Raw genomic sequence first — 22,742 nt, 5'->3', positions numbered from 1 at the left:
TTACCGGTGAGTATCCCCAACCCCGCGACGTCTCACCCTGTGAAGGTGCTCACCCGATCGGTTCAGGTGTTCGACCAGGCCCTACGGCTAGCTCGCCCGGACCACCACGGCGTCGCCGCAGGAGCGGCACTGCTCGGCGAACACGTACACCGGCTCGCTGCATCCCCCGCACGGCACGAAGCTGCGCTCCAGGAGGTCGTCACGACGCCGCCGGCGGAACAGGTGGATCCCCTTCGATTGCTTGGACATGGGCTCCAGCCTGAACCGCACCCCGGGGTCCGACGCAAACGAAGGTTGCCTTCTGTGTGTTATCTCACCGTGATCAAACGCGGAGCGTAGCCGAATACCGCGATTTGTGTAACATGATCTTTGATCCGGCTCACAAACGGTAACACATTCCCAGCCGCCTACCCGGGAAGGGATCAGACCTCCAAACCGCGGAGCCAGCCATCCAGATGCGGGCACACGGCACGGAGTCCCGGCAGCCCCAGCGCGCAGATAGCGAGTGGGCCATCGTTCAGCTTCGCGTAATCGGAGAGATAGGCAAACAGCCGTTTGGACGGCGCTCGCTCACGGCCAGAGTTGACGAGCTCGGGACCGCCGGCCTCAGCGCTGTCCGCGCGCAAGCGCTCGGCCAGTTCAGGGAGACCTCTCAGCTCGCCCAACTCGCCGGCAGCGGCGAACACCCAGGCCTCGGTCTCGTGCAGCACAAGGTTCGGGCGAAATCGGTGATCACCGATCTTCCTGGCCATCGCCCCTTGCACATGCTCAACCTGCCCGGTCGGCGCACCGGTAGGCCGATCAGCCATTCCCGGCGCGTCGTCCGGGAAGCCGTAGTAGTCGAACAGCGTCGTGACCGTGAGACCACGGTCGTCAAGTAGCCGCCGAATCTCCCGCTCGATCTTCGCCCAGCTCGTGACGCCGCCCCGATGGTCCTGGCCACCGATCACCCGCTTGCTCGGCAGCACCGACCAGCGCACCCACCAGCCGTGCCGCTCCAGATGCGGCGCGAACAACGCATCCATCAGGATGTCTTCGGTCTGCCCCTCGACGAGCACGTGCAGCCGCCGATGATCCATCTACTCAGACATCCTCGCGCTTCGGACGACCACCGAGGAGGTTCTTCTCCCACAGCTCACCGAGAGAGTAGTCCTCCAGCCAACCCCGTAGACCTTCAGGATCAGGCCGGGAGAACACCGACGTGCCGCGCCGTCGCTCGACAACGATGAGGTCGTCCAGGTCGAACTGGTTCATCAAGGTCACCGATTGGGTCGCGATCACAATCTGAGACGCGATGGCAGCCTGCCTAAGCAGGTCCGCGAGTTGGATGACGGCGAACGGGTGCAGACCGAGCTCAGGCTCGTCCAGCACCACCAGACCTGGCCGATTCGGTTGCAGCAAAAGGGTAGCCAGACAGACGAAGCGCACTGTGCCGTCGGACATCTGGTTGGCACTGAAGACCGAGTCCGATCCAACCTGCTGCCAGCGCAACCGAATCCGGTCCTCGTTGCCCTCAGGGTCGAGCACGAAGTCATCAAAAAACGGGGCCACCAAACGAATCGCGCCCACGATACGGCCGTAGGCAGGCTCGTCGGCATCACGCAGGCGCAGCAGAATCGCCGCAAGATTGGACCCGTCGTCATGCAACACGATGTTGTCGGCGACATCGGTGAACAGCTTCACCGGCGCGTCGGAGCTCGTGTCATGGAAATGATAGGCCCGAAAGGAGTTCAGATGCCCGAAAACAGGTCTGTAGTCGGCTACCTGGGGCCGCATCCTCGACTCCGGATGACCGGCCGCGAGCGTCCCGATGCCTCGCACGTCTTCGCTCGAGAAGATCAGAGAGTCCTCACTGGTCAGCTCGAGCACCGCTGTGTAGCCGATGTCCACAGCATCCATCTCGAGGAGCATGCGACGTGAGCCGTCGTGGAGAAGCTTCGACGCGCCGCCCGCTCGCCCGACGTAGAGACCGAGGTCCCAGCGACCGATGCGGCCCATGAGTTCGATCGCGCGTATGAAGTTGGACTTTCCCGCACCGTTCGCGCCGACGAGGACGTTGAGAGGATGGAGTTCGACCTCTGCTTCGCGTATCGAGAGGAATCCTTCGACCCGAAGGGACCGCACCAACTGCCGCGACATGGCCGCCACTCTACGGCCCTGTTGTGGACACGAACGACACAACGCGGTGGGGGGGGGGGGGGGGCCGCCCCCCCCCCCCCGCGGGCCCCCCCCCCCCCCCCCCCCACCGCTCGATGATCACTCCGCCGGCGGAACCCACTTGTCGGTGCGGTCCATGCCGGCGGCGCGGCCCTTGCCGGCGATGACCAGGGCCATCTTGCGGGAGGCCTCGTCGATCATCTCGTCGCCGAGCATCACGGCGCCGCGCTTGCCGCCGGCGTCGGAGGTGAAGAACTCGTAGGCGTCCAGGATGTTCTCGGCGTGGTCGTAGTCGGACTGGGCGGGGCTGAAGACGTCGTTGGCCGCCTCGATCTGGCCGGGGTGCAGGACCCACTTGCCGTCGTAGCCCAGGGCGGCGGCGCGGCCGGCGACGCGGCGGAAGCCGTCCACGTCGCGGATCTGGAGGTAGGGGCCGTCGATGGCCTGCACGTCGTTGGCCCGGGCGGCCATCAGGATGCGCATGAGGATGTAGTGGTAGGCGTCGCCGACGTCGTAGCCGGGCGGCTGCTCGCCGACGACCAGGGACTTCATGTTGATCGAGGCCATGAAGTCGGCCGGCCCGAAGATGATGGTCTCGACCCGGGGCGAGGCGGTGGCGATGGCGTCCACCTCGACCAGGCCGCGGGCGTTCTCGATCTGGGCCTCGATGCCGATGCGGCCGACCTCGTAGCCCATGGTCTTCTCGATCTGGGTCAGCAGCAGGTCCAGGGCCTGCACCTGCTGGGCGGTCTGCACCTTGGGCAGCATGACGCAGTCCAGGTTGGCGCCGGCCCCCTCGACGACCTCGACGACGTCCCGGTAGGTCCACTCGGTGGTCCAGTCGTTGACCCGCACCACCCGGATCCGCTCGCCCCAGCCACCCTCGTTGAGCGCGGCCACGATGGTCTTGCGGGCCCCGGGCTTGGCCAGCGGGGCGCAGGCGTCCTCCAGGTCCAGGAAGACCTGGTCGGCCGGCAGCGTCCGGGCCTTGTCGATCATCTTCTGGCTGGAGCCGGGGACGGCGAGACAGGAGCGGCGGACACGCGGCACGGCGGTACCTCCTTGTACTGACCGGTAACTTGGGCCGATGCTGGCACGCATCGGGAGTGCCCGCCATTCGCTGAGTCAGCCGTCACAGGCCCGTGGTTAGCTGAACCGGTGGAGATCACCCGTCTGCTCGACAACGCCCAGCTTCTGGACCGGGCACTGCGCAAGGCCGCGGCCGTCTGGATCACGGTCGACGGCCGGCCGCGGCTGGTGTGGGCGCTGTGGCGGGACGGCGCGCTCTGGGTGGCGACCGGCGGCGGCGAGCAGGCCGTCCCGGGCCTGCGCGACGGCGTGACCTGCACGATCACCGTTCGCTCCCCCACCACGCACTCGCACCTCGCCGACGTGCCGGCCACCGCCGCGCTGGTCCAGCCGGAAAAAGACGTGACGGACGCGCTCCGGGCGGCCAGACTCAATGCCGAGCCGGCCTGGACAGAGGTGTACCGACTTGATCCGGATACCCAAGGACTTCAGTGACACGGTGCTGAGCTGGGGGGACGACGAGGCCACCCGCTGGCTGCTCGGTCTGCCGGAACTGGCGGCGGAGTACCTCGACCGCTGGGACCTCGCGCCCGACGGCACGCCACTGAACGGGTTCTGCAGCGTGGTGCAGCCGGTCCGGCTGCCCGACGCCACGCCGGCGATGCTCAAACTCGGCCTGCTGCATGAGGAATCCGAGCACGAATGGCTCGCACTGTCCATATGGGACGGACACGGCGCGGTCCGGCTGCTCGACCACGACGCCGAGGACGGCGTGCTGCTGCTGGAGCGGCTGCACCCGGAAACCCTTGCCACCCAACCGATCGAGCAGGCCCTGACCATCGCCGGCCTGCTGCGCAAGCGCCTGCTGCGCCCGGCACCCCGCCGCATCCGAACGCTGCGGGCCACCGCCGCCCGCTGGGCCGAGGAGCTGGCCCGGGCCGAGGGCGTGCCGGCGCCCATCCTCGACGAGGCCATCGACCACTGCCGCACCTTCGGCCCGCTGGCACTGAGCCAGATGGTCAACGAGGACCAGCACTTCCAGAACATCCTGGCCGGCGACCGCGAGCCGTGGCTGGTGATCGACCCCAAGGTCATCGCCGCCGACCCCGAGTTCGGCCTGGCCACCCTGCTCTGGAACCGCTTCGAGCCCGACCGCCTGCGCCACCGCCTGGACATGCTCGTCGAGATCGAGGAGCTGGACCCCGACCGGGCCCGGGCCTGGACCTTCGTGACCGCCGTGGTGAACTGGGCCAACGAGGACACCGACGACTGGACCTCCGACCGCTGCGAGGTCATCGCCACCACCCTGGCCGGCCTGTAACCCCCGGGTCATGCGGGGAAGGTGAGCTGGCCGCTGGCGACGTGCACGACGTCGCCGCGGACGGTGGCGGCGTCGGGGCTCACCGAGCAGTACAGAGTGGACGGTCGCCCCATCTCGATGCCCTGCCGCACAACGACGTCAGCCGTGTCCCCGATGAGCCCGCGGTCGATGGCGAACACGCACAGGCCCAGCGCGGCCGAGCCGGTGGCGGCGTCCTCGGTGCCCTCGACGAAGACCCGCACGTGGGCCTGGCCGTCGGCCAGCGAGAACACCTGCACCCCGTGGTCGATGCCGGCGTCCCGCATGGCCCGCCGATCCGGCTCGGCCCGGGCGACGGCGTCCGGCTTGACCCCCAGGTAGGCGAATTCCAGGCCGCACCCCGCCACCCCGGGGTCCACATCGGACAGATCGTCCACGGTCAGCCCGACCGCCGCCGCCAGCGCGGCCCGGTCCAGTCGCGGGCCGACCGTCCGCTGGCCGCCGCTGATCCGCGAACCCCGCTCGTCCACCACCACCGGCAGCAGCCCGGCCAGGCATTCCTGCACGACCGGCCCGCGCCCGATGACCCCGTCCCGGGCCAGCAGCCACGAGGTTCCGACGCTGGGATGGCCGGCGAACGGCAACTCCTCGCTCATGGTGAAGATCCGCACCCGGTAGTCGGCCCCGGGCTGGGTCGGCGGCAGCGGGAAGGTCGTCTCCGAGTACCCGAACTCCACGGCGATGGTCCGCATCTGGTCGGCCGAGAGCTGGTCGGCCCCGTGCACCACCGCCAGCTGGTTACCCGCGAACGGGGTGTCCGTGAACACGTCGAGCACGTCAAATCGCATGGTCGGCACCGGACGACGTTAGCCTTTGCCTGTGGCAGCCACAGACCGGATTTTTGTCGCACAGCTGGCCGGATTGCCGGTTTTCGGCCCCGACGGGGAGGTGATCGGCAAGGTTCGCGACGTCGTGGCCAGCCTCCGTACCGACCGCCAGCCGCCCCGGGTGCTGGGCATCGTGGTCGAGCTGGTCACCCGTCGGCGCATCTTCGTGCCGATGCTGCGGGTGGCCACCATCGAGCCGCAGGCCGTCGTGCTGTCCACCGGCTCGGTGAACCTGCGGCACTTCCACCAGCGCCCCAACGAGGTCGTGGTCGTCGGGCAGCTGCTGGACGCCCGGGTGAGGCTGGAGGAGGGGTCGGTCAGCGCCGTCGTGGTGGACGCGGCCATGGAGCCGACCCGGACCCGGGACTGGACGATCAGCCGGGTCGCCGTCCGCGAGCGCACCGGCCGGCTCGGCCGTCGCGGCCCGGTGCAGGTGCTGCGCTGGGAGGAGGTGCTGGGCCTGGGCATGGCCGAGCTCTCCTCACAACCCCAGGGCGTCCAGCAGCTGCTGGCCGTCTTCGACACCATGCGTGCCGCCGACGTCGCCAACGCCCTGCGGGATCTGCCGGCCAAGCGTCGCTTCGAGGTCGCCGACGCCCTCGACGACGAGCGCCTCGCCGACGTGATCGAGGAACTGCCCGAGGACGACCAGAAGGACCTGCTGGCCCACCTCGACGACGAGCGCGCCGCCGACATCCTCGAGGCGATGAACCCCGACGACGCCGCCGACCTGCTGGCCGAGCTGCCCGAGCTGGACAAGAACCGGCTGCTGGAGCTGATGGAGCCCGAGGAGTCCGCGCCGGTCAAGCGGCTGCTGGAGTACTCGTACGACACCGCCGGCGGCCTCATGACCCCCGAGCCCGTCGCGCTCACCCCCGACGCCACCATCGCCGAGGCCCTGGCCCGGGTGCGCAACCCCGAGCTCACGCCGGCCCTGTCCAGCATGGTGTTCGTCTGCCGGCCGCCCACCGCCACCCCCACCGGCCGCTACCTCGGCTGCGTGCACCTGCAACGGCTGCTGCGGGAGCCTCCGTCCAGCCTCGTCGCCGGGGCCCTGGACACCGACCTGCCCCGCCTGCCGCCGACCGCGTCGCTGACCGAGGTGACCAAGTACTTCGCCGCCTACAACCTGGTGTGCGCCCCCGTGGTGGACGACGAGGATCACCTGGTCGGGGCCGTCACCGTCGACGACGTGCTGGACCACCTGCTGCCGGAGGACTGGCGGGAGACCCTGCACCACGATGAGGAGGACGTCGCCAATGCCTGAGCTGACCTCACGACGGCGGCTCGACCAGCCCCGGGCCCCGCGGCGGTGGTCCATCGAGGTGGACCCCGAGGCGTTCGGGCGGTTCTCCGAGCGGCTGGCCCGGTTCCTGGGCACCGGCAAGTTCCTGTTCTGGCAGACGCTCATCGTCGTCATCTGGATCTGCCTGAACCTGTTCGCCCTGAGCCTGCAGTGGGACCCCTACCCGTTCATCCTGCTCAACCTGGCCTTCTCGACCCAGGCCGCCTACGCCGCGCCGCTGATCCTGCTGGCCCAGAACCGCCAGGACGATCGCGACCGCATCTCCCTTGAGGAGGACCGGGCCCGCGCCGCCCAGACCACCGCCGACACCGAGTTCATGGCCCGCGAGCTCGCCGCCCTCCGCATCGCCGTCGGCGAGGTCGCCACCCGTGACTACCTCCGCAGCGAACTCGACCGCCTCCGCGCCGAACTGGCCGGCGGCAAGAGGCAGCGCGACAAGCACCGCAAGTCCAGCCCCTCCGCCGAGGACATCCGCGACGACCCACGCTGGGACGACGAGGAATCCGTCCCCCAGAAGAGCTGATCAGACGACCACGTCTGCCCGCCGGAACCGCGCCGCCGCGGTCGCGACCGCGGCGGCGGACACGACCGCCAACTCCACTACGGCGATCACCGGTGCGGTGCCGGTAGTCGAGCCGGCGAACAGGTGCGGAGTGGGCGAGTCTGCGGTGAAGCCCATGGCATCAGCGACCCAACTCGTCGGCGCGGCCCCGGCCAGGCCCGGCACGGCGCCGACGCTGAACGACGCGACGAGCACCGCGACGAAGACGAAGAACGAACCGAGCGGATTCCTGGTCAGGACCGCACCCAGCGTGGCGAGCGCCATGTAGAAGGCGATGACCAGCCACGCAGTGGCCAGTTGCCCGAAGACAAAGCCCACGCCGACATCATGGGGCACGCTGCCACCGTCGAACGGGAACAGCGCGCCCAGGATCGGCCCGACCGCGAGGCTGGCCAGCACGGCCACCACCAGCACCGTGCCACTGGCCAGCCAGGCGCTGGCCAGCTTCGCGAGCAGCAACCGCAGCCGGCGGCCGTCCTGCCCGAGCAGGACTTTCAGCGTCCGGCCGGACCATTCGCCAGACACGTGGCCACTGACCAGCAACCCGACCACAACGGCACCGGGAAGCGACGCCAGTAGGCCGGCCACCAGCAGTGGCGCACCGATCGAGCTCCGCAGCACCAATGCCGTGCGAACGTCGTGCAGCTGCGCCGCGTGCACCTGGGACATCACCGCCGGCGTCTTCTGCTGGTCGGCGAGGAACTCCTGCTGTCGTTGGCGACACTGTGGACCGTCCGGCAGTTGGAACACGGCGCACGGTGGCGCCGACGGCGTCCCGGTCGGCGCCGGCACCAATGGGCTCTGGCTCGTCAGCCCCGCCCATTGCTGGCTCCCGTTGAACTGCTGGATCGCCCCCCAGAAGAGACAGAAGGCCAGAAACCCGCCGAACAGCCAGCGGGTGAGCGGTCGGTCGAGCTTGCGAAGCTCAGCGAGAACCAGGCGCACGGCCGTCTCCCGTCACCAGGTTCAGGTACCGCTCCTCCAGATCGGGAGTCTCGGCGACGACGGTTTCCGCGAACACGCCACCCTCGGCCAGCACCCGGTTGACCTCGCGGCCGGTCGTGACCGGAACCGTCATCATGCCCGGGGCGAGCATGCTTGGCCCCCAACGGCACAACAGCGCCTCGGCGCGCTCCTGCTCGGCTGGACTCACGACCACCCGCACGCGGGGTTCCCGCTGCCCGATCTTGTCCGGCTCGTCGACCACGAGCAGCCGGCCCGCGCGCAGCACCGCCACCCGACCGCACAGGCGCTCGACCTCGGTCAGCGTGTGGGAGGCCAACAGGATCGTCGTGCCGCCGACCGCCAGTTCGCGCAACACCGTGCGGAGCCGCCGGATCCCTGGCTGGTCCAGTCCGTTGGTCGGCTCGTCGAGCAGGAGCACGTCCGGTCGGCGAGCCAGAGCCAGGGCCAGTGCCAGTCGTTGCCTCATGCCCAGTGAGTACGTCGTGACCAGCCGGCCCGCGGCCCCACCAAGGCTCACGAGGTCCAGAGCGTCTCGAACGGCGTGGCGCGCGACCGGCGCGCCCGCGTCGAGAATCACCTCCAGGTTGCGTCGGCCTGACAACCACGGGTAGAAGGCCGGTTCCTCGACCAGCGAACCGATCCGGGCCAACGCGGCCGGCGTCGGGCGTGTCTCGCCAAACAACCACAGCTGGCCGGCGGTTGGCTCGACCAGGCCAAGAAACAGCCGCAGCAGCGTCGTCTTCCCGGAGCCGTTGGGCCCGAGCAACCCGAAGATCTCGCCTTCGCGCACGGTCAGGTCCACCGAGTCCAGCGCTCGCACATCGCCGTAGCTCTTGCTCAGTCCGGCACAGCCCAGCAGGCTGTCAGGCATCGGCGAGTCCGGGCAGTTCGATCCCGATCACCATGTGCGCGGGCGTCAGGCTGAAGGTGACGGCCGGGTCGCCGTCTCCGCCGCCGCGCAACTCGGTCACCTCGTAACCGTCGACCTCCAGTGTCAACCGAGCGGCCCCCTCGGCGGGCACGGGCCAGAACTTCTGGTTGACCGCGACACCGCCACCGGTGGGCCGACTTTCGAAGTCCGTCATCAGGTAGCGCATCCCACGATCGTCGGTGACTCGGGCGAAGCCCTGCCAGGTCGCCGATCGGGTGGTCCGCGGCGCGGACTCCACCCGGGGGAGCCGAGCCGTCGATTCGATGCTCAGGCCCCGGGTGCCACGCAGAATCCCGGTCGGCCGCACCTGAAAGTCGCCGGTGCCGCTGAACGGCAGGTCCAGTGGCACGCGCAGGCCCTCGCCGACGTCTCGGCACCAAGAACGAAACTCGTCGACGGCAACCCGCAGCGCCCGGTCCGCCGCGATCGGCGCGGCATTGACCACGACCCACTCGACCGGATCGCTGTCGTCACCGGTCTCAAGCAGGCGGGCCAACAACGGGTACGACTCCGGATCGATCGACGTCGTCGCTGTCGCGCCGTGGCGAAGGGTCGCGACCCTCGCCGCGATGTCCTCGTCCGGCGCCGGCCGCTCCAGCCCCGCTACGGCGGAAGCAGCCGTCGTGTCGTGGGGCGATGCCTCGAACGCCGAGTCCAGTAGCGCTAGTTCCGAGCCCAGGGCAACCCGTGTGCAGTCGGCGGCGCGGGCGCCTGCCATGAACTCCACCGGATCGACGTCCACCGGACCAGCCAGGACGGCGCCCAACAGCCCGTCCGCCGGTGGTGTGGGCACCTGCCGCAGCACGTCGATCGTCTCCGAAAGGGAATTCCACACGGAAATGCTCATTGTCCCCAACCAGTTGTCGAGTAGTGGAGCGGTGTCCGCGCACGCCTGCCGGGGACGGTGACCGTCCCCGGCAGGCGCACACCCGAAGTCAGGTGCTCAGGGAGTGATCTGACCGCCGGCGGTCGGCTGGAGCAGCGTGCACTCGCCGCCCCAGACCAGTTCGACGTAGCCGGTGAGGCCGGCGGTCACCCAGCCCGCGCCGGTACGGATGTTGCTGTTCGTGCCGTAGGAGGAACTGAACATGAATCCGCTGTCGTCCCAGCCGCTGGCGCCACCGGTGCCCCAGTTGTACCAGGAGACGTGCAGGCCCCGGTAGACAACGGTGCCGAGGCTGGAATCGAATCCGTAGGAAATGTTCGCGGTGCCACCACCGCGATTCGTCACCCAGATGTAGCTGTCCCCGCAGTCGCCGGTCACCACACCCTGCGGCGTGATGCCACCGCTCCGTGTGCACAGCCCGTGATCGACCGCGTAGTCGTGCGCCTGCGCGGTCATGTGGGCGCAATCGAGCGTCAGCGCCACCTTCACCAGCTGCGGCGCATCGGCGGCGCTGGCCATCGCGGTCGACCCGAACAGCGCCACGGCCAGCAGGCTGACGACGAGAGCGATCCTCTTGGCCAAGGCGAACGGATTGAACTTACGCATTTCCACCCCTAATCTCACACATAATGAGGAGATTCAACGGCCACCAACGGGGCCGGCATGAAAACGCTACAACTCGCGCGCGGGCAACACCACGTCCTAGGGATCAGTCTTCCCGCCCACCGGTGACCCCATCGGTACAGGGTCACCCGTTCCATGGGCCAGTGCGATGATCTCGCTCCGACCGCTCAGCTCCAGCTTCCTCAGAATGTTCGAGACGTGGTACTTCACGGTGCGCACCGTGGTCGCCCGCTGGTCAGCGATCCGCGCGTTCGGCAGGCCGCGCGCGACCAGTCGGAACACCTCGCGTTCGACCGCGGTGAGGCCGCCGACCGCGACGGCCTTACCTTCGACGGCCGAGGCGGCCAGATGCAGCCGCACCGGCTCCGACAGGTCCGGCGACAGGAACATCTTGCGTTGACGGACCGCGCGGGCCGCGACCACGATCAACTCCCCGTCACCATCACGGTGCACGAACGCCCGCACACCGCGATGCATCAACTGCACGAGGATCGGCACGTCCACATCATTGACGGCGAGCAGCAGTCTTTCCGACAAATCCGGCAGCGACGAGGTCATACCGTCAACGACGTCCACCAGCGCGGCACCCCGCGCCTCAATGTCGATCACGGCCACGTCCGCCTCGTCGAGCATCCCGACAGGGAATAAATCGAGGCTTTCTCGAGATCCGGAGACGGCGAACCCTTCCGCTGAGTCAAGTACCGCCCGCACCCCCGCACGAAAAGGGCCACTTCTGGCGCAGACCACAATGTTCGTGGATCGATCCCGTCCATCATCGGACCAATAGCCCGAATGAACCATCATCCCCCCTGACGTCCTACGATGACCGCAATACATCGTGACGCCGAGCGAGATTAGCACCGTGACCGGAGACCGGCCACGGTGTCGACGAATTCCAACTCAGCGGCCGGCGGGGCTGACCGAGAGGAGGCGGCCGGCGAGGCCGCGGGAGCGGACGGTGAGCTTGGCGGCGACGTCGGTGAGGACCTTGGCGGCGGGGGTCTCGGGGTCGGACAGCACCAGGGGGGTGCCGGCGTCGCCGCCCTCGCGCAGGCGGGCGTCGAGGGGGACCTGGCCGAGCAGGGGCACGTCGGCGCCGACGGCCTTGGTGAGGGACTCGGCGACGGTCTGGCCGCCGCCGGAGCCGAACAGCTCCATGCGGCTGCCGTCGGGCATGTCCATCCACGACATGTTCTCGATGACGCCGGCGACCCGCTGGCGGGTCTGCATGGCGATGGCCCCGGCCCGCTCGGCGACCTCGGCGGCGGCCTGCTGGGGGGTGGTGACGACGAGGATCTCGGCGTTGGGGATGAGCTGCGCGACCGAGATGGCGATGTCGCCGGTGCCGGGCGGCAGGTCCAGCAGCAGCACGTCCAGGTCGCCCCAGAACACGTCGGCCAGGAACTGCTGAAGGGCCCGGTGCAGCATCGGCCCGCGCCAGACGACGGGGGCGTTGTTCTGCACGAACATGCCGATGGAGATGACCTTCACGCCGTTGGCCTGCGGCGGCATGATCATCTTCTCGACCTGGGTGGGCCGGCCGGTGGCGCCGAGCATGCGGGGCACGGAGTGGCCGTAGATGTCGGCGTCGACGATGCCCACGGACAGGCCCCGGCGGGCCATGGCGGCGGCCAGGTTGACGGTCATGCTGGACTTGCCGACGCCGCCCTTGCCGGACGCGACGCAGTAGACCCTGGTCAGGGACCCGGGCTGGGCGAAGGGGATGACCGGCTCGGCCGCGTCGCCGCGCAGCGACTTGCGCAGCTCGCTGCGCTGCTGGTCGCTCATCACGTCCAGCTCGACCCTGACGGAGGTGACGCCGTCGACCTTGCTCACGACGGCGGTGACGTCGGCGGTGATCTTGTCGCGCAGCGGACAGCCGGCGACGGTCAGGTAGACCGCCACCGTGACGGCGCCGCCGTCGCCGATGGTGACGTCCTTCACCATGCCCAGCTCGGTGATCGGGCGGCGGATTTCCGGATCCTGAACGGAGCCCAGCGCGGCCCGCACAGCGTCGGCACTCGGGAGAGAAGTCACGAGTCCCATGCTACGAGCCGTTGTTACCGATCGGTCAGCCGGCGTTCGTCGAATCACGATAGGGGCACTGCGCGACCATCTGGACGCGTTCCGTAACATGGGGGGTCGTGCTGGACACAGGTAGGACCCGTCTGCCCACCCGGACCGAGTTAGCCGTGTGGCGGTCATTCCTGCGGGCGCACGCCCGCATCGTCCGACATCTGGAGACCGAGCTGGTCGCCGAGCAGAGTCTGTCGCTGGCGTCCTACGACGTCCTGGTGCAGCTCGCCGAGGCGCCCGGGCGTCGGATGCGGATGACGGAGCTCGCCGACGCCGTGCTGCTGTCCCGCTCCGGTGTCACCCGGCTGGTCGACCGGCTGGAGCGGACCGGCCTCGTCACCCGGGAGCGGGCCGACGGCGACGGTCGCGGGGTGGTGGCCGTGCTCACCCAGACGGGGCTCGACCGGTTACGCAGCGCGTCCGGCACCCATCTGGCCGGCGTGGTCCGTCATTTCGTCGAGGCGCTGGACGAGACCGCCATCGCCACCTTCGGCCGCACCTGCGAGCAGCTCGCCGCGGCATCGCCGCCGCTGCCCGAAGGTCCCTGACCTGGCCTTTGCCGGGCTTCCGCCCCCGGCATCGCCGCCCGGGCCCCTGCCCCCGGGGCGCCGCGATCCCGGTGTCGCAATCGTTCGCACCGGCCGTGCGCGGAAATAAGAGCGCTCTAATTCACGGCAATTCGCGCCGTGCGAGCGTCGTTCCCCCGCAACTCAGGTTGCGTCGGGGTCGAACGGAGGACGCTCCCCCGGCGACAGCGGACGCTGCTCCGGACGCTGGTTGGTCGGCGGTGTGGGCGCCGACGCGAAGCCGTTGGGCTTGTAGCCGTTGTCCTCGCCCGGATAGTCGTCCAGCAGGTGCCGCGTGATCGCTCGCTTGGGGTTGAACTCCCGCAGCGTCCGCAGGTCCTCCAGCGGCTTGCGCAGCTCGTCGAACTCCGGCCCGAGCTCCGAGCGCAGCTGGTCCCGGGCGCCGTTGGCGTAGTCCCGGACCTGCCGGATGCCCTTGGCCAGCCAGGCGGCAGCGGACGGCAGCCGCTCAGGCCCGAGGATGAACAGGCCGGCGACGATCAGGACGAGCAGCTCGCCCCCGCTGATTCCGAACACGTCTCCCAGCCTAATCCGACTGCGTGGTCACCTGTAGCACCATCTGCCGCCCTTGCCGCACGACCTGCACGGGCACGGTGTCGCCGATGTTGCGTTCGATCACCGCGACCGACAGCTCGTCGGCGGTGCGGATGGGGCGATCGCCGAACTTGGTGATCACATCGCCCTCGGCGATGCCGGCCTTGGCCGCCGCCCCGCCCTCCTTGACGTTCTGCACCTGCGCGCCGTCGGTGGACACGGCCGAGACCGAGCGGGCGTTCAGGCCGATGTCGGCGTGCTTGACCTGGCCGTCCCGGATCAGGCTCTCGGCGATCCGGCGGGCGAAGTCGATGGGGATGGCGAAGCCGATGCCGATGGAGCCGCCGTCGGGGCCGCCGGGCGACAGGATGGCGCTGTTGATGCCGACCAGCGCCCCGGTGGAGTCCAGCAGCGCGCCGCCGGAATTGCCGTGGTTGATGGCGGCGTCGGTCTGGATGGCGTCATAGGTGACGGGCGGGTCGCCGCCCTCGCCCGCGGCCTGCAGCGGCCGGTTGACCGCGCTGACGATGCCGCTGGTGACGCTGCTGGACAGGCCCAGCGGCGAGCCGATGGCGATCACCTCGTCGCCGACCGCCAGCGAGCTGGACTTGCCCAGCTGGATCACGGTCGGGTTGGTCACCGACACCTTGACCACGGCCAGGTCGGTCTTGGGGTCCCGGCCGACGATCTTGGCGTCGGTCTTGGCGCCGTCGGCGAAGACCACGCGCAGCGTGGCCGACGGGTCGGACGCCGCCGCCGACACCACGTGGTTGTTGGTCAGGATGTAGCCGGCGCTGTCGATCATGACGCCGGAGCCGAGCCCGCCGCCGCTGCCGACCTGCACCTCGATCTGCACGACGGCGGCCTGGGTGCGCTTGACGATGTCGGCCACCGAGCCGGGCGTGACCTGCTTGCCGGGGCTGTCGACCTGGGCCAGGGTGACCGAGCTGGTCAGCGGGTTGCCGGCCTGCGCGATGGCCCAGCCGGCGACCCCGCCGGCCACGCCGATCAGCAGCGCAACGCCGGCCAGCGAGGCCAGCGCGACCGGCTTGACCCGGCGGCCGAACAACAGCTCGGGCACGGACAGCAGCGGGCCGGTCTTGGCCGGTGGCTTGCCCTCCTGCTCGCCCTCCGGCGTGGAGTCCGAGGCCGGCGGGCCGAGGATCGCGCCGGCGCCCGGGTCACGCCACGGGTCGCGGTCGGCGGAGTCCGGCCAGAACACCGGCTCCACCGCCGGCTCGGAGCCGTATGGGACGGCACCGGGGGCGCGCTGCAACAGCACGTCGCCGCCGTCGGGGCGGCCGAAGGCCATGCTCAGCGCCTCGGGCGGCGGCGGGGCCAGCGCGATGGCGCCGTTGGTGGCCGGAGAGGCGGTGCGCGGCGCGAAGGCGCTGTCCACACCGTCCGGGCGGGCGAACTCGGCGGCCTGCGTCGGATCGACGGGCGGCCGGTCCAGCGGCCGGGGACCGATGCGGCGGCCCTGACCGTCGTCGACGCCCGACACCGGGGTGGCCGGCGGCTGTTCGGGGCCAGGCCGATCGGGACTGGGCTGCTGCTCGTTCATCAGGGGAAAGCGTGCCTCACCAGCGGTGAATTCACCGTGTGGGCAGGTCGGTGACGGTCGTCGGGGCCGACGAGCTGGCCGGCTGGACCGTGGAGATCGGGTGGTTGGCGTCCACCCGCGCGCCCGAGGTGTCGCCGGACGCGGGCGTGTCGCCGTGCATGGTCACGATGGCGAGGGCCCCCAGCACGATGCCGGACACCACGACACCGGCGCCCTGCTTGGTGCGGCGGGACAGGCGGCTGCCGCTGCCCAGCACGGCGGCGCCGCTGCCGAGCGGCGCGGAGGAGCCGAAGGCGGGACCGCTGCCGAACGGGCGGAGCTTCTCGGAGCCCTTGCCCAGCCGCTGCACGGTGACGAGCTGGCCGTCCTCGGTGACGGCGAGGTTGTCCGGGCCGCTGGGCAGGTCCACGTCCTGCGGGATGGACATCAGGGTGGCGAGCAGGCCGGCCGGCGCGGCCGGCGCGGGCGCGGCCTTCATGGCCGAGCGGGCGTGGCGCTGGGTGGCCGCCTCGGCGGCGCAGAAGGGGCAGCGAGCCAGGTGCGCGGCGGCGCGGTCATGGGCCGTGGCCGACAGCTCACCGTCGACGAAGGCCACCACCGCGTCCGGCAGCAGATGCTGTTCCGGCAGGCTCGGCAGACTCCACCCGCGCAGCTCGGTCATCCAACGACGTCCTTCCGTGCGAGCTCGGCGCGGCGCTCCAGGCTCGCGCGCAGGGCCTGGCGACCCCGGTGGATGCGGCTGCGGACGGTGCCCAGCTTCACCCCGAGCGTGGCGCCGATCTCATCGTAGGACAGGCCTTCGACGTCACAAAGAACAACAGCGGCCCGGAACTCCGGCGGCAGCTCGTCCAGCGCGGCCTGCAGATCGGGGTCCAGGTGGGTGTCGGAGTAGACCTGCTCGGGGCTCGGGTCGTCGCCCACCAGCCGGTCGGTGTCCTCGGGCAGGCCCTCCATGCGCAGCCGGGAGCGGCGGCGGGCCATGTCCAGGAACAGGTTCGTGGTGATGCGGTGCAGCCAGCCCTCGAAGGTGCCCGGCTTGTACGAGGCCAGCGACCGGAACACCCGGATGAAGGTCTCCTGGGTCAGGTCCTCGGCGTCGTGCTGGTTGCCCGACAGGCGGTAGGCGAGCCGGTAGACGCGGTCGGCGTGCTCCCGCACGACCTCGTCCCACGACGGCGGTGTCCAGGCAGCCTCGACCGGCGCGATGTCGACGGTGGCGGCGGCGACCGGCTCCGTGGCCGGCTCAGTCGTCTGCGTGCGCATCGGTGTAGCGGCACCTCCAGCGGGCGGCTGCCCTTCGGTTGGGGACAACGTGGCGGACGTCCCCGTTGTTCCCCACTACTGTCGCGGGCCTGCTTATAACCATGGTGAGAGACGCCTGAGAGCAGACTGAGAATGCTCCGATGCGGGTTGTTGACCCAGAACGGCCCTTCTCGCCGCTAACCTCGCACCTTGTGACGCTCGGGGAGTACGTGGACGGCTTCGCCGCCGAGGACGAGGTCGCCTCGGCCGCGCGGGCCCGGGGGATCGAGCTGGGGTGCGTGCCCATCGGCGTCACCGGCGGGGCCGCGCTGCGCTTCCTCGCCGCGTCCCTGCAGGCCAGGGCGGTCGTGGAGATCGGGACCGGGGCCGGCGTGAGCGGCCTGTGGCTGCTCGGCGGCATGGCCCGCGACGGCGTGCTGACCTCCATCGACGTCGAACCCGAGCACCAGCGGGTGGCCCGCCGGGCCTTCGCCGACGCCCGCATCAGCCCCGGCCGCACCCGCCTGATCAACGGCCAGGCCCTGGACGTGCTGCCCCGGCTCACCGACGGCGGCTACGACCTGGTCTTCGTCGACGCCGCCAAGTCCGAGTACCCCCGCTACCTGGAGCACGGCGTCCGCATGCTGCGCCCCGGCGGCGTCATCGCCTTCGACAACGTCTTCTGGAAGGGCCGGGTCGCCGATCCCACCGACCGGGACGCCGAGACCCAGGCCATCCGCGAGACCAACCGCGCCGTCCGCGAGGACGACCGCCTGGTCTCCATCATGCTCCCGGTCGGCGACGGCCTACTGGTGGCCGCCAAGCGCTGAGCCCCCGCGGTTTCGCCCCCTCACCGCCGCACGTGAGTGGCTCACTTGCCGAGAACCCGCCGCACGTGAGTGGCTTAGGTGGGCCCAGAAGCGAAATGAGCCACTCACGTAGCTCAAGGGTGGGGCGCCCGCCTGCACGTGAGTGGCTTAGGTGGGCTCTGGGGCGAAATGAGCCACTCACGTGCGGGGAAGAGGGGGGCGTGGGAGCGGGAAGCCGACGGTGTCGCGTCGGTGACGGCGGCCGGGCGGGGCGGCGGTCAGGTGGCCGTCACTCGGCGCGGGCTCCCTTGCCGAGGACGACCACGCCGCTGCTGCTCACGGTGTAGTGCTCCAGGTCATGGCTGCGGTCGACGCCGACCATGGCGCCGTCGGCGACGACGACGTTCTTGTCGAGGATGGCCTTGCGCACGATGGCGCCCTTGCCGATGCGGACGCCGGGGAGCAGGACGCTGCCCTCGACGATGGCGCCGGACTCGACGACGACGTCGGAGCTGACCACGGAGTCGCGGACGGTGGCCCCCGAGATGATGGAGCCGGGGCCGACGATGGACTCCTGGGCGAAGCCGCCGTTGACGAACTTGGCCGGGGGCAGCGGCGGGGTGGCGGTCCGGATGGGCCAGGCCTGGTTGTAGAGGTTGAACACGGGGTGCACGGACACGAGGTCCATGTGCGCGTCGTAGTAGGCGTCGAGGGTCCCGACGTCCCGCCAGTAGCCGCGGTCCCGCTCGGTGGCCCCGGGCACGACGTTGTCGTCGAAGTCGTAGACGTGGGCGCTGCCGGCGTCGACCAGCATGGGGATGATGTTGCCGCCCATGTCGTGGTCGGAGTCGGGGTCGGCGGCGTCGGTGCGCAGCGCGTCGAGCAGGGCCTCGGTGGTGAACACGTAGTTGCCCATGGACGCGAAGGTCACGTCGGGGTCGTCGGGCACGTGCGGCGGGTCGGCGGGCTTCTCCAGGAACCGGGTGATCCGGCCGTCGGCGTCGGAGTCGATGCAGCCGAAGGCCTTGGCCTCGGCCCGCGGCACCCGGATGCCGGCGACGGTGACCCCGCAGCCGGAGTCGATGTGCTGCTCGACCATCTGCCCCGGGTCCATCCGGTACACGTGGTCGGCCCCGAACACCACGATGTAGTCGGGCTTCTCGTCGTGCACCAGGTTGAGGGACTGGAAGATCGCGTCGGCGCTGCCGGTGTACCAGCGCGGGCCGAGCCGCTGCTGGGCCGGCACCGGGGTGATGTACTGCCCGAGCACGCTGGAAAGCCGCCACGTGGTGGAGATGTGGCGGTCCAGCGAGTGCGACTTGTACTGCGTCAGCACGCACAGCTTGGCCATGCCCGCGTTGACCAGGTTGGACAGCACGAAGTCGATGAGCCGGTAGTTGCCGCCGAACGGCACCGCCGGTTTGGCCCGGTCCGCGGTCAGGGGCCACAAGCGCTTGCCCTCGCCACCGGCCAACACGATTCCCAGAACGTGGGGCTGCCCCTTCACGATCAGTGACCCTATCCGCCGGGCACTAGGTTGTCAGCTGTGCGCATCGGATTACTGACACGCGAATACCCGCCGGAGGTGTACGGCGGGGCAGGCGTCCACGTCGGCTTCCTCGTGCCTCGGCTGCGCGAGCTGGTCGACGTCGACGTGCACTGTTTCGGCGGTGAGCGGCCGGACGCCGTCGCCCACCAGCCGGCGCCGAACCTCCGCGACGCCAATCCGGCGCTGTCCACGCTGTCGGTGGACCTGGAGATCACGGCCGCGGTCCAAGGCGTCGACCTGGTGCATTCACATACGTGGTACGCCAATTTCGCCGGCCATCTGAGCAAGGTCCTGCACGGCGTGCCGCACGTGGTGACCGCGCACTCGCTGGAGCCGCGGCGGCCGTGGAAGGCCGAGCAGCTCGGCGGCGGCTACCGGCTGTCGTCGTGGGTGGAGCGCACGGCCTACGAGGCGGCGGACGCGATCATCGCGGTCAGCGACGGCATGCGGGCCGACGTGCTGGACTGCTACCCGTCGCTGGATCCGGCCCGGGTGCACGTGGTCCGCAACGGCATCGACACCGCCCTGTACGAGGCGGTGACCGGCACCGACGCGCTGGAGCGGCACGGCATCGACCCGGCCAAGCCGATCGTCGCCTTCGTCGGGCGCATCACCCGGCAGAAGGGCGTGGGCCACCTGGTGGCCGCGGCCCACCGGATCACCGAGGACGCGCAGCTGGTGCTGTGCGCGGGCGCGCCGGACACACCGGAGATCGCGGCCGAGACCGAGGCGGCGGTGGCCGAGCTGGCCAAGGCCCGTCCGGGCGTGTTCTGGATCCAGGAGATGCTGCCGACCGACGAGGTCAAGCAGGTGCTCAGCCACGCGACGGTGTTCGTGTGCCCCTCCGTGTACGAGCCGCTGGGCATCGTGAACCTGGAGGCGATGGCCTGCGGCACGGCAGTGGTCGCCTCCGACGTGGGCGGCATCCCGGAGGTGGTCGACGACGGCGTCACCGGGCTGCTCGTGCACTACGACGAGGCCGACGTGGAGGCGTTCCGGGACGGGCTGGCCGCCTCGATCTCGCGGCTGCTGGCCGATCCGGGCCGGGCGACGGCGATGGGCACGGCCGGCCGGGAGCGGGCGGTGCGGGAGTTCTCGTGGTCCGGCGTGGCGGCCCAGACGGTCGATGTTTACCGAAGTGTGATCTAGGACATTCCCGATCACGGCAACCCGGAGGCGCGGCCAACCACCTTTACCCGATAGAGCGACTTTGATCGAGCTATCGGAGGACCGGTGTCACTCACCGTGCACGGGCCTGGGGGGCGTGCCGCGTTGTTGCTGTCGATCGCCGCGCTGCTGGTCGGGACGGCGGCCTGTTCGACCTCGCACGCGGGCAGCTCGGACGCACGAACCCTGACCCTCGACGGAAAGCAGATCCTCGACGCGGCCCAGCTGGAGGCCGACGGCGAGCGCCAGCTGGCCTACACGGTCGGCTTCGGCTACGTCTCGCCCACCGGCACCGGGCTGCCCCGCTGCTGGTTCGCCCGGATCGGCCTGACCGACCAGGTGGACGGGCGGCTGTGGTGCGGCCCGGTGCAGGTGCCGAGCACCTCGCCGATCAACGCCTGGGTGCCGATCCCGCTGAAGAAGACCGGCGAGAACGCCACCCAGGTCCAGCTTCAGACCCAGCCGCCGGACGTGCCGCTGCCTGGCAACCGCAGCACGCCCGTCGGCGACCGGCTGCTGCGGGCCGACGGCTCGTCCCTGGACCCGAAGGCTGTGGTCAACCGGACGGCCAGCGCCAACTTCGTGGCCGTGATGGCCGACACCGACCACAAGTCCAACGCCGACCTGGGCCTGACCGACCCGGTGTCCCTGCGCGTGCACGACGATCTGCTCGCGGTGAACGCCACCGGCTACGGCCGCCCGGCCAGCTTCCCGCTCGGCGACGGCGCGACCCTCGTGCCGGACAAGGGCGTGCAGCTGCGGGTGCTGCGCCTGCACGTGGAGCGGCCCGGTAAGACCGACCCGGCGTTCGCGGCCCAGCAGTGGGCGGGCTGGCGGCCGCAGCCCTCCACGCTGACGCTGGCGGTGGAGGGTCGGCGGACCGTGCTGTCGGCCGACCGGCTGCCCGACTCCGGCGACGTGTTCCTGATCTACTCCGTGCCGGACCAGCCGTCCCCGGCCGAGTCGCTGATCCTGTCCAGCGTCGGCGCCAACTCGCTGGAGCAGCAGCGGGAGGTGCCCGGCGGCAAGGCCCTGACCCGGGTGCCGGACGCGCTGCTGACGCCGAGCGGGGTGAGCAAGGTGCCGGCCAACGCGAGCCAGCAGATCACCGTCAAGACGGTCAAGCCGTACGGCGGGGTCGCGGCCGGCGACCACAGCGCGCAGGTGACCGTGACCGGCGTGCGGTTCGGACGGCAGCGGCCGATCAAGCTCGACAGCGGCAACTACCAGCTGGTCACCGACGTGACGCCGGGCAAGGCGCTGCTGGAGGTGGCGATCAAGGCCGGCGGCCAGCTGCCGGCGATCATGGGCGGGACCGTCACCAAGGACTCGTTCGCGCTGACCCTGCCCGACGGGAGCAAGGCCAAGCTGGTCGGCGTCCGCTACGACGGCGACCTGCTGCCGGCCGCGCTGGTGTTCGAGGTGCCCGCCAGTGTGAAGTCGGTGAAGATCGGGGTGAGCACCGGTCCCGTGCAGGTCTCGGCCCTGGGGCGGGTGGACCTGACCGCGACCGGCGCGCCGGTCGAGCTGCCCCTGGACTTCGGATGACGCACGAGCAACTGGCCGCCGGCCTGGCCCCCAGGCTGGCCCTGCTGCGGGCATTGGCCGCCGAGCAGCACGTGACCCGGGCCGCCGACCGGCTCGGCGTGCCGCAGCCGACGGTCAGCCGCTGGCTGGCCTCGCTGAGCGCCGACCTGGGCACGCCGGTGATCGTCCGCAACGGCCGCGGCGTGCGGCTGACCCGGGCCGGGCAGATCCTGGCCGAGGCCGCCGAGCAGGCGCTGGGCGTGCTGGAGGCCGGCTGCCGGCGGGCCGTCGGCGAGGCCGATCCGGAACGGGGCCAGGTCGTGCTGGCGTTCCTGCACACCATGGGCGGGGTGCGGGTGCCGGAGCTGCTGCGGGCGTTCCGGGCCGAGCACCCCGAGGTGCGGTTCGCGCTGGAGCAGGCCGCGCACGAGGAGATGTTGGTCCGGGTCCGGGCCGGCGACGTCGACCTGGCCCTGACCGCGCCGCTGCCCGTCGACCAGCCGGACCTGGAGTGCCTGCCGCTGTACGAGCAGCCGCTGCTGCTGACCGTGCCGACCGGGCATCCGCTGGCCGCCCGCCGGCGGGTGCGGCTGGCTGAGCTGGCCGGCGAGCAGTTCGTGGGCATGAAGGCCGGCTACGGCCTGCGCCGCATCACCGACGCCATGTGCGAGCGGGCCGGCTTCCTGCCGGCGCTGGCCTTCGAGGGCGAGGACGTCGACACCGTCCGCGGCCTCGTCGCCGCCGGCCTCGGCCTCGCGTTGCTCCCGCAGTCCGACGCCACGCTGAACGGCGTGGTCGAGCTGGCCCTCACCCCGCCGGCCAGCCGCACCATCGGCCTGGTCTGGCTGGCCGGCGCGCCCCTGCCGCCGGCCGCCGAGCTGTTCCGCCAGTTCACCGCCGCCCAGCCCTAGCCGCCACTTTTTCCCCACATGCGCTTCCCATGTGGCGCAGAAGCCCACATAGGAAGCGCATGTGGCATTTGCTAACGCGAATCCCGCCGATTCGTCACATGCGCTTCCCATGTGGCGTCAGGTGCCAC

General features: G+C 70.5%; 25 protein-coding genes. 9 read left to right on the top strand and 16 right to left on the bottom strand.

The genetic code is table 11. The annotated features are described in order from the left end of the window. Positions 1 to 87: 87 nt before the first annotated feature. The 4 genes from ACIG5F_RS33385 to ACIG5F_RS33370 form a co-directional block, all read right to left on the bottom strand. Entirely contained in the window at positions 88 to 249 is a 162-nt protein-coding gene (locus tag ACIG5F_RS33385) for a hypothetical protein (protein ID WP_396523914.1), read from the bottom strand. Between the two features lie 173 nt (positions 250 to 422). Next, the gene (locus ACIG5F_RS33380) at positions 423 to 1,079 is read right to left on the bottom strand and encodes a DUF4276 family protein (protein ID WP_396523913.1); all 657 of its coding nucleotides are present in this window, start codon (positions 1,077 to 1,079) and stop codon (positions 423 to 425) included. A gap of 4 nt (positions 1,080 to 1,083) precedes the next feature. Next, positions 1,084 to 2,139, bottom strand: a complete 1,056-nt coding sequence (locus ACIG5F_RS33375; protein WP_396523912.1) for an AAA family ATPase — start codon at positions 2,137 to 2,139, stop codon at positions 1,084 to 1,086. A gap of 117 nt (positions 2,140 to 2,256) precedes the next feature. Next, entirely contained in the window at positions 2,257 to 3,258 is a 1,002-nt protein-coding gene (locus tag ACIG5F_RS33370) for an HpcH/HpaI aldolase/citrate lyase family protein (protein ID WP_396523911.1), read from the bottom strand. A 57-nt stretch (positions 3,259 to 3,315) separates the two neighbouring features. Here ACIG5F_RS33370 and ACIG5F_RS33365 point away from each other — a divergent pair, with 57 nt between their 5' ends. Further along, positions 3,316 to 3,681 (top strand): hypothetical protein, encoded by a 366-nt coding sequence (locus tag ACIG5F_RS33365; protein WP_396523910.1) that lies wholly within the window; start codon positions 3,316 to 3,318, stop codon positions 3,679 to 3,681. Beyond that, positions 3,653 to 4,507: an aminoglycoside phosphotransferase family protein gene (locus ACIG5F_RS33360; RefSeq protein WP_396523909.1), complete on the top strand. Its 855-nt coding sequence runs from the start codon at positions 3,653 to 3,655 to the stop codon at positions 4,505 to 4,507. Before ACIG5F_RS33365 ends, ACIG5F_RS33360 begins: the two co-directional genes overlap by 29 nt. A gap of 8 nt (positions 4,508 to 4,515) precedes the next feature. On the opposite strand, the gene ACIG5F_RS33355 is transcribed toward ACIG5F_RS33360, so the two are convergent. Beyond that, the gene (locus ACIG5F_RS33355; RefSeq protein WP_396524021.1) at positions 4,516 to 5,334 is read right to left on the bottom strand and encodes a PhzF family phenazine biosynthesis protein; all 819 of its coding nucleotides are present in this window, start codon (positions 5,332 to 5,334) and stop codon (positions 4,516 to 4,518) included. 31 nt (positions 5,335 to 5,365) lie between these two features. On the opposite strand from ACIG5F_RS33355, the gene ACIG5F_RS33350 reads away from it, so the two are divergent. Next, the gene (locus tag ACIG5F_RS33350) at positions 5,366 to 6,640 is read left to right on the top strand and encodes a magnesium transporter MgtE N-terminal domain-containing protein (protein ID WP_396523908.1); all 1,275 of its coding nucleotides are present in this window, start codon (positions 5,366 to 5,368) and stop codon (positions 6,638 to 6,640) included. Further along, positions 6,633 to 7,202: a DUF1003 domain-containing protein gene (locus ACIG5F_RS33345; RefSeq protein ID WP_396523907.1), complete on the top strand. Its 570-nt coding sequence runs from the start codon at positions 6,633 to 6,635 to the stop codon at positions 7,200 to 7,202. The genes ACIG5F_RS33350 and ACIG5F_RS33345 overlap by 8 nt, the downstream gene beginning before the upstream one ends. Here ACIG5F_RS33345 and ACIG5F_RS33340 read toward each other — a convergent pair whose 3' ends face one another. The 6 genes from ACIG5F_RS33340 to ACIG5F_RS33315 all read right to left on the bottom strand — a co-directional run bounded on the left by ACIG5F_RS33340 (position 7,203) and on the right by ACIG5F_RS33315 (position 12,685). Next, positions 7,203 to 8,186 (bottom strand): hypothetical protein, encoded by a 984-nt coding sequence (locus ACIG5F_RS33340; protein ID WP_396523906.1) that lies wholly within the window; start codon positions 8,184 to 8,186, stop codon positions 7,203 to 7,205. Further along, a complete protein-coding gene (locus ACIG5F_RS33335; RefSeq protein ID WP_396523905.1) occupies positions 8,167 to 9,009 on the bottom strand; it encodes an ABC transporter ATP-binding protein in 843 nt (280 codons plus the stop codon). The genes ACIG5F_RS33340 and ACIG5F_RS33335 overlap by 20 nt, the downstream gene beginning before the upstream one ends. 61 nt (positions 9,010 to 9,070) lie before the next feature. Further along, a complete protein-coding gene (locus tag ACIG5F_RS33330) occupies positions 9,071 to 9,943 on the bottom strand; it encodes a hypothetical protein (protein ID WP_396523904.1) in 873 nt (290 codons plus the stop codon). A gap of 138 nt (positions 9,944 to 10,081) precedes the next feature. Next, the gene (locus tag ACIG5F_RS33325) at positions 10,082 to 10,630 is read right to left on the bottom strand and encodes a hypothetical protein (RefSeq protein WP_396523903.1); all 549 of its coding nucleotides are present in this window, start codon (positions 10,628 to 10,630) and stop codon (positions 10,082 to 10,084) included. 96 nt (positions 10,631 to 10,726) lie between these two features. Further along, entirely contained in the window at positions 10,727 to 11,281 is a 555-nt protein-coding gene (locus ACIG5F_RS33320) for a response regulator transcription factor (protein WP_396523902.1), read from the bottom strand. 267 nt (positions 11,282 to 11,548) lie between these two features. After that, a complete protein-coding gene (locus ACIG5F_RS33315) occupies positions 11,549 to 12,685 on the bottom strand; it encodes an Mrp/NBP35 family ATP-binding protein (protein WP_396523901.1) in 1,137 nt (378 codons plus the stop codon). A gap of 107 nt (positions 12,686 to 12,792) precedes the next feature. Between ACIG5F_RS33315 and ACIG5F_RS33310 the strand changes: the two genes are divergently transcribed. Then, the gene (locus tag ACIG5F_RS33310; RefSeq protein WP_396523900.1) at positions 12,793 to 13,272 is read left to right on the top strand and encodes a MarR family winged helix-turn-helix transcriptional regulator; all 480 of its coding nucleotides are present in this window, start codon (positions 12,793 to 12,795) and stop codon (positions 13,270 to 13,272) included. Between the two features lie 162 nt (positions 13,273 to 13,434). On the opposite strand, the gene ACIG5F_RS33305 is transcribed toward ACIG5F_RS33310, so the two are convergent. The 4 genes from ACIG5F_RS33305 to sigE are packed head-to-tail and all read right to left on the bottom strand — an operon-like array spanning position 13,435 to position 16,672. Continuing rightward, positions 13,435 to 13,827, bottom strand: coding sequence for a sec-independent translocase (locus ACIG5F_RS33305; protein WP_396523899.1), 393 nt, complete (start codon positions 13,825 to 13,827; stop codon positions 13,435 to 13,437). A gap of 10 nt (positions 13,828 to 13,837) precedes the next feature. After that, positions 13,838 to 15,409, bottom strand: coding sequence for a trypsin-like peptidase domain-containing protein (locus ACIG5F_RS33300; RefSeq protein WP_396523898.1), 1,572 nt, complete (start codon positions 15,407 to 15,409; stop codon positions 13,838 to 13,840). Between the two features lie 31 nt (positions 15,410 to 15,440). Then, positions 15,441 to 16,070: an anti-sigma factor family protein gene (locus tag ACIG5F_RS33295; RefSeq protein WP_396523897.1), complete on the bottom strand. Its 630-nt coding sequence runs from the start codon at positions 16,068 to 16,070 to the stop codon at positions 15,441 to 15,443. Further along, positions 16,067 to 16,672 (bottom strand): RNA polymerase sigma factor SigE, encoded by a 606-nt coding sequence (gene sigE, locus ACIG5F_RS33290; RefSeq protein ID WP_396523896.1) that lies wholly within the window; start codon positions 16,670 to 16,672, stop codon positions 16,067 to 16,069. The genes ACIG5F_RS33295 and sigE overlap by 4 nt, the downstream gene beginning before the upstream one ends. Before the next feature lie 140 nt (positions 16,673 to 16,812). On the opposite strand from sigE, the gene ACIG5F_RS33285 reads away from it, so the two are divergent. After that, entirely contained in the window at positions 16,813 to 17,481 is a 669-nt protein-coding gene (locus ACIG5F_RS33285) for an O-methyltransferase (protein ID WP_396523895.1), read from the top strand. Between the two features lie 268 nt (positions 17,482 to 17,749). On the opposite strand, the gene glgC is transcribed toward ACIG5F_RS33285, so the two are convergent. Further along, positions 17,750 to 18,967 (bottom strand): glucose-1-phosphate adenylyltransferase, encoded by a 1,218-nt coding sequence (glgC, locus tag ACIG5F_RS33280; RefSeq protein WP_396523894.1) that lies wholly within the window; start codon positions 18,965 to 18,967, stop codon positions 17,750 to 17,752. 39 nt (positions 18,968 to 19,006) lie between these two features. Here glgC and glgA point away from each other — a divergent pair, with 39 nt between their 5' ends. The 3 genes from glgA to ACIG5F_RS33265 all read left to right on the top strand — a co-directional run bounded on the left by glgA (position 19,007) and on the right by ACIG5F_RS33265 (position 22,614). Continuing rightward, positions 19,007 to 20,158 carry a glycogen synthase gene (gene glgA / locus ACIG5F_RS33275; RefSeq protein ID WP_396523893.1) on the top strand — a complete coding sequence of 384 codons (1,152 nt, stop codon included), beginning with the start codon at positions 19,007 to 19,009 and terminating at the stop codon, positions 20,156 to 20,158. Between the two features lie 84 nt (positions 20,159 to 20,242). Beyond that, positions 20,243 to 21,724 carry a hypothetical protein gene (locus ACIG5F_RS33270; protein ID WP_396523892.1) on the top strand — a complete coding sequence of 494 codons (1,482 nt, stop codon included), beginning with the start codon at positions 20,243 to 20,245 and terminating at the stop codon, positions 21,722 to 21,724. Further along, positions 21,721 to 22,614 carry a LysR family transcriptional regulator gene (locus ACIG5F_RS33265; RefSeq protein WP_396523891.1) on the top strand — a complete coding sequence of 298 codons (894 nt, stop codon included), beginning with the start codon at positions 21,721 to 21,723 and terminating at the stop codon, positions 22,612 to 22,614. Before ACIG5F_RS33270 ends, ACIG5F_RS33265 begins: the two co-directional genes overlap by 4 nt. The last annotated feature ends 128 nt before the right edge of the window (positions 22,615 to 22,742 follow it).

Origin of the sequence: Kutzneria sp. NPDC052558, from assembly GCF_044547355.1 — a bacterium.
Lineage (GTDB): Bacteria > Actinomycetota > Actinomycetes > Mycobacteriales > Pseudonocardiaceae > Kutzneria.
This window is presented reverse-complemented; position numbering and strand designations above follow the sequence as displayed.

Bases quoted from the DNA above. Each gene is read 5' to 3' on its own strand.
- ACIG5F_RS33385 (WP_396523914.1), bottom strand. From the start codon at position 249: ATGTCCAAGCAATCGAAGGGGATCCACCTGTTCCGCCGGCGGCGTCGT.
- ACIG5F_RS33380 (WP_396523913.1), bottom strand. From the start codon at position 1,079: ATGGATCATCGGCGGCTGCACGTGCTCGTCGAGGGGCAGACCGAAGAC.
- ACIG5F_RS33375 (WP_396523912.1), bottom strand. From the start codon at position 2,139: ATGTCGCGGCAGTTGGTGCGGTCCCTTCGGGTCGAAGGATTCCTCTCG.
- ACIG5F_RS33370 (WP_396523911.1), bottom strand. From the start codon at position 3,258: ATGCGTGCCAGCATCGGCCCAAGTTACCGGTCAGTACAAGGAGGTACC.
- ACIG5F_RS33355 (WP_396524021.1), bottom strand. From the start codon at position 5,334: ATGCGATTTGACGTGCTCGACGTGTTCACGGACACCCCGTTCGCGGGT.
- ACIG5F_RS33345 (WP_396523907.1), top strand. From the start codon at position 6,633: ATGCCTGAGCTGACCTCACGACGGCGGCTCGACCAGCCCCGGGCCCCG.
- ACIG5F_RS33325 (WP_396523903.1), bottom strand. From the start codon at position 10,630: ATGCGTAAGTTCAATCCGTTCGCCTTGGCCAAGAGGATCGCTCTCGTC.
- ACIG5F_RS33320 (WP_396523902.1), bottom strand. From the start codon at position 11,281: ATGCTCGACGAGGCGGACGTGGCCGTGATCGACATTGAGGCGCGGGGT.
- ACIG5F_RS33300 (WP_396523898.1), bottom strand. From the start codon at position 15,409: ATGAACGAGCAGCAGCCCAGTCCCGATCGGCCTGGCCCCGAACAGCCG.
- ACIG5F_RS33295 (WP_396523897.1), bottom strand. From the start codon at position 16,070: ATGACCGAGCTGCGCGGGTGGAGTCTGCCGAGCCTGCCGGAACAGCAT.
- sigE (WP_396523896.1), bottom strand. From the start codon at position 16,672: ATGCGCACGCAGACGACTGAGCCGGCCACGGAGCCGGTCGCCGCCGCC.
- ACIG5F_RS33285 (WP_396523895.1), top strand. From the start codon at position 16,813: ATGCGGGTTGTTGACCCAGAACGGCCCTTCTCGCCGCTAACCTCGCAC.
- ACIG5F_RS33265 (WP_396523891.1), top strand. From the start codon at position 21,721: ATGACGCACGAGCAACTGGCCGCCGGCCTGGCCCCCAGGCTGGCCCTG.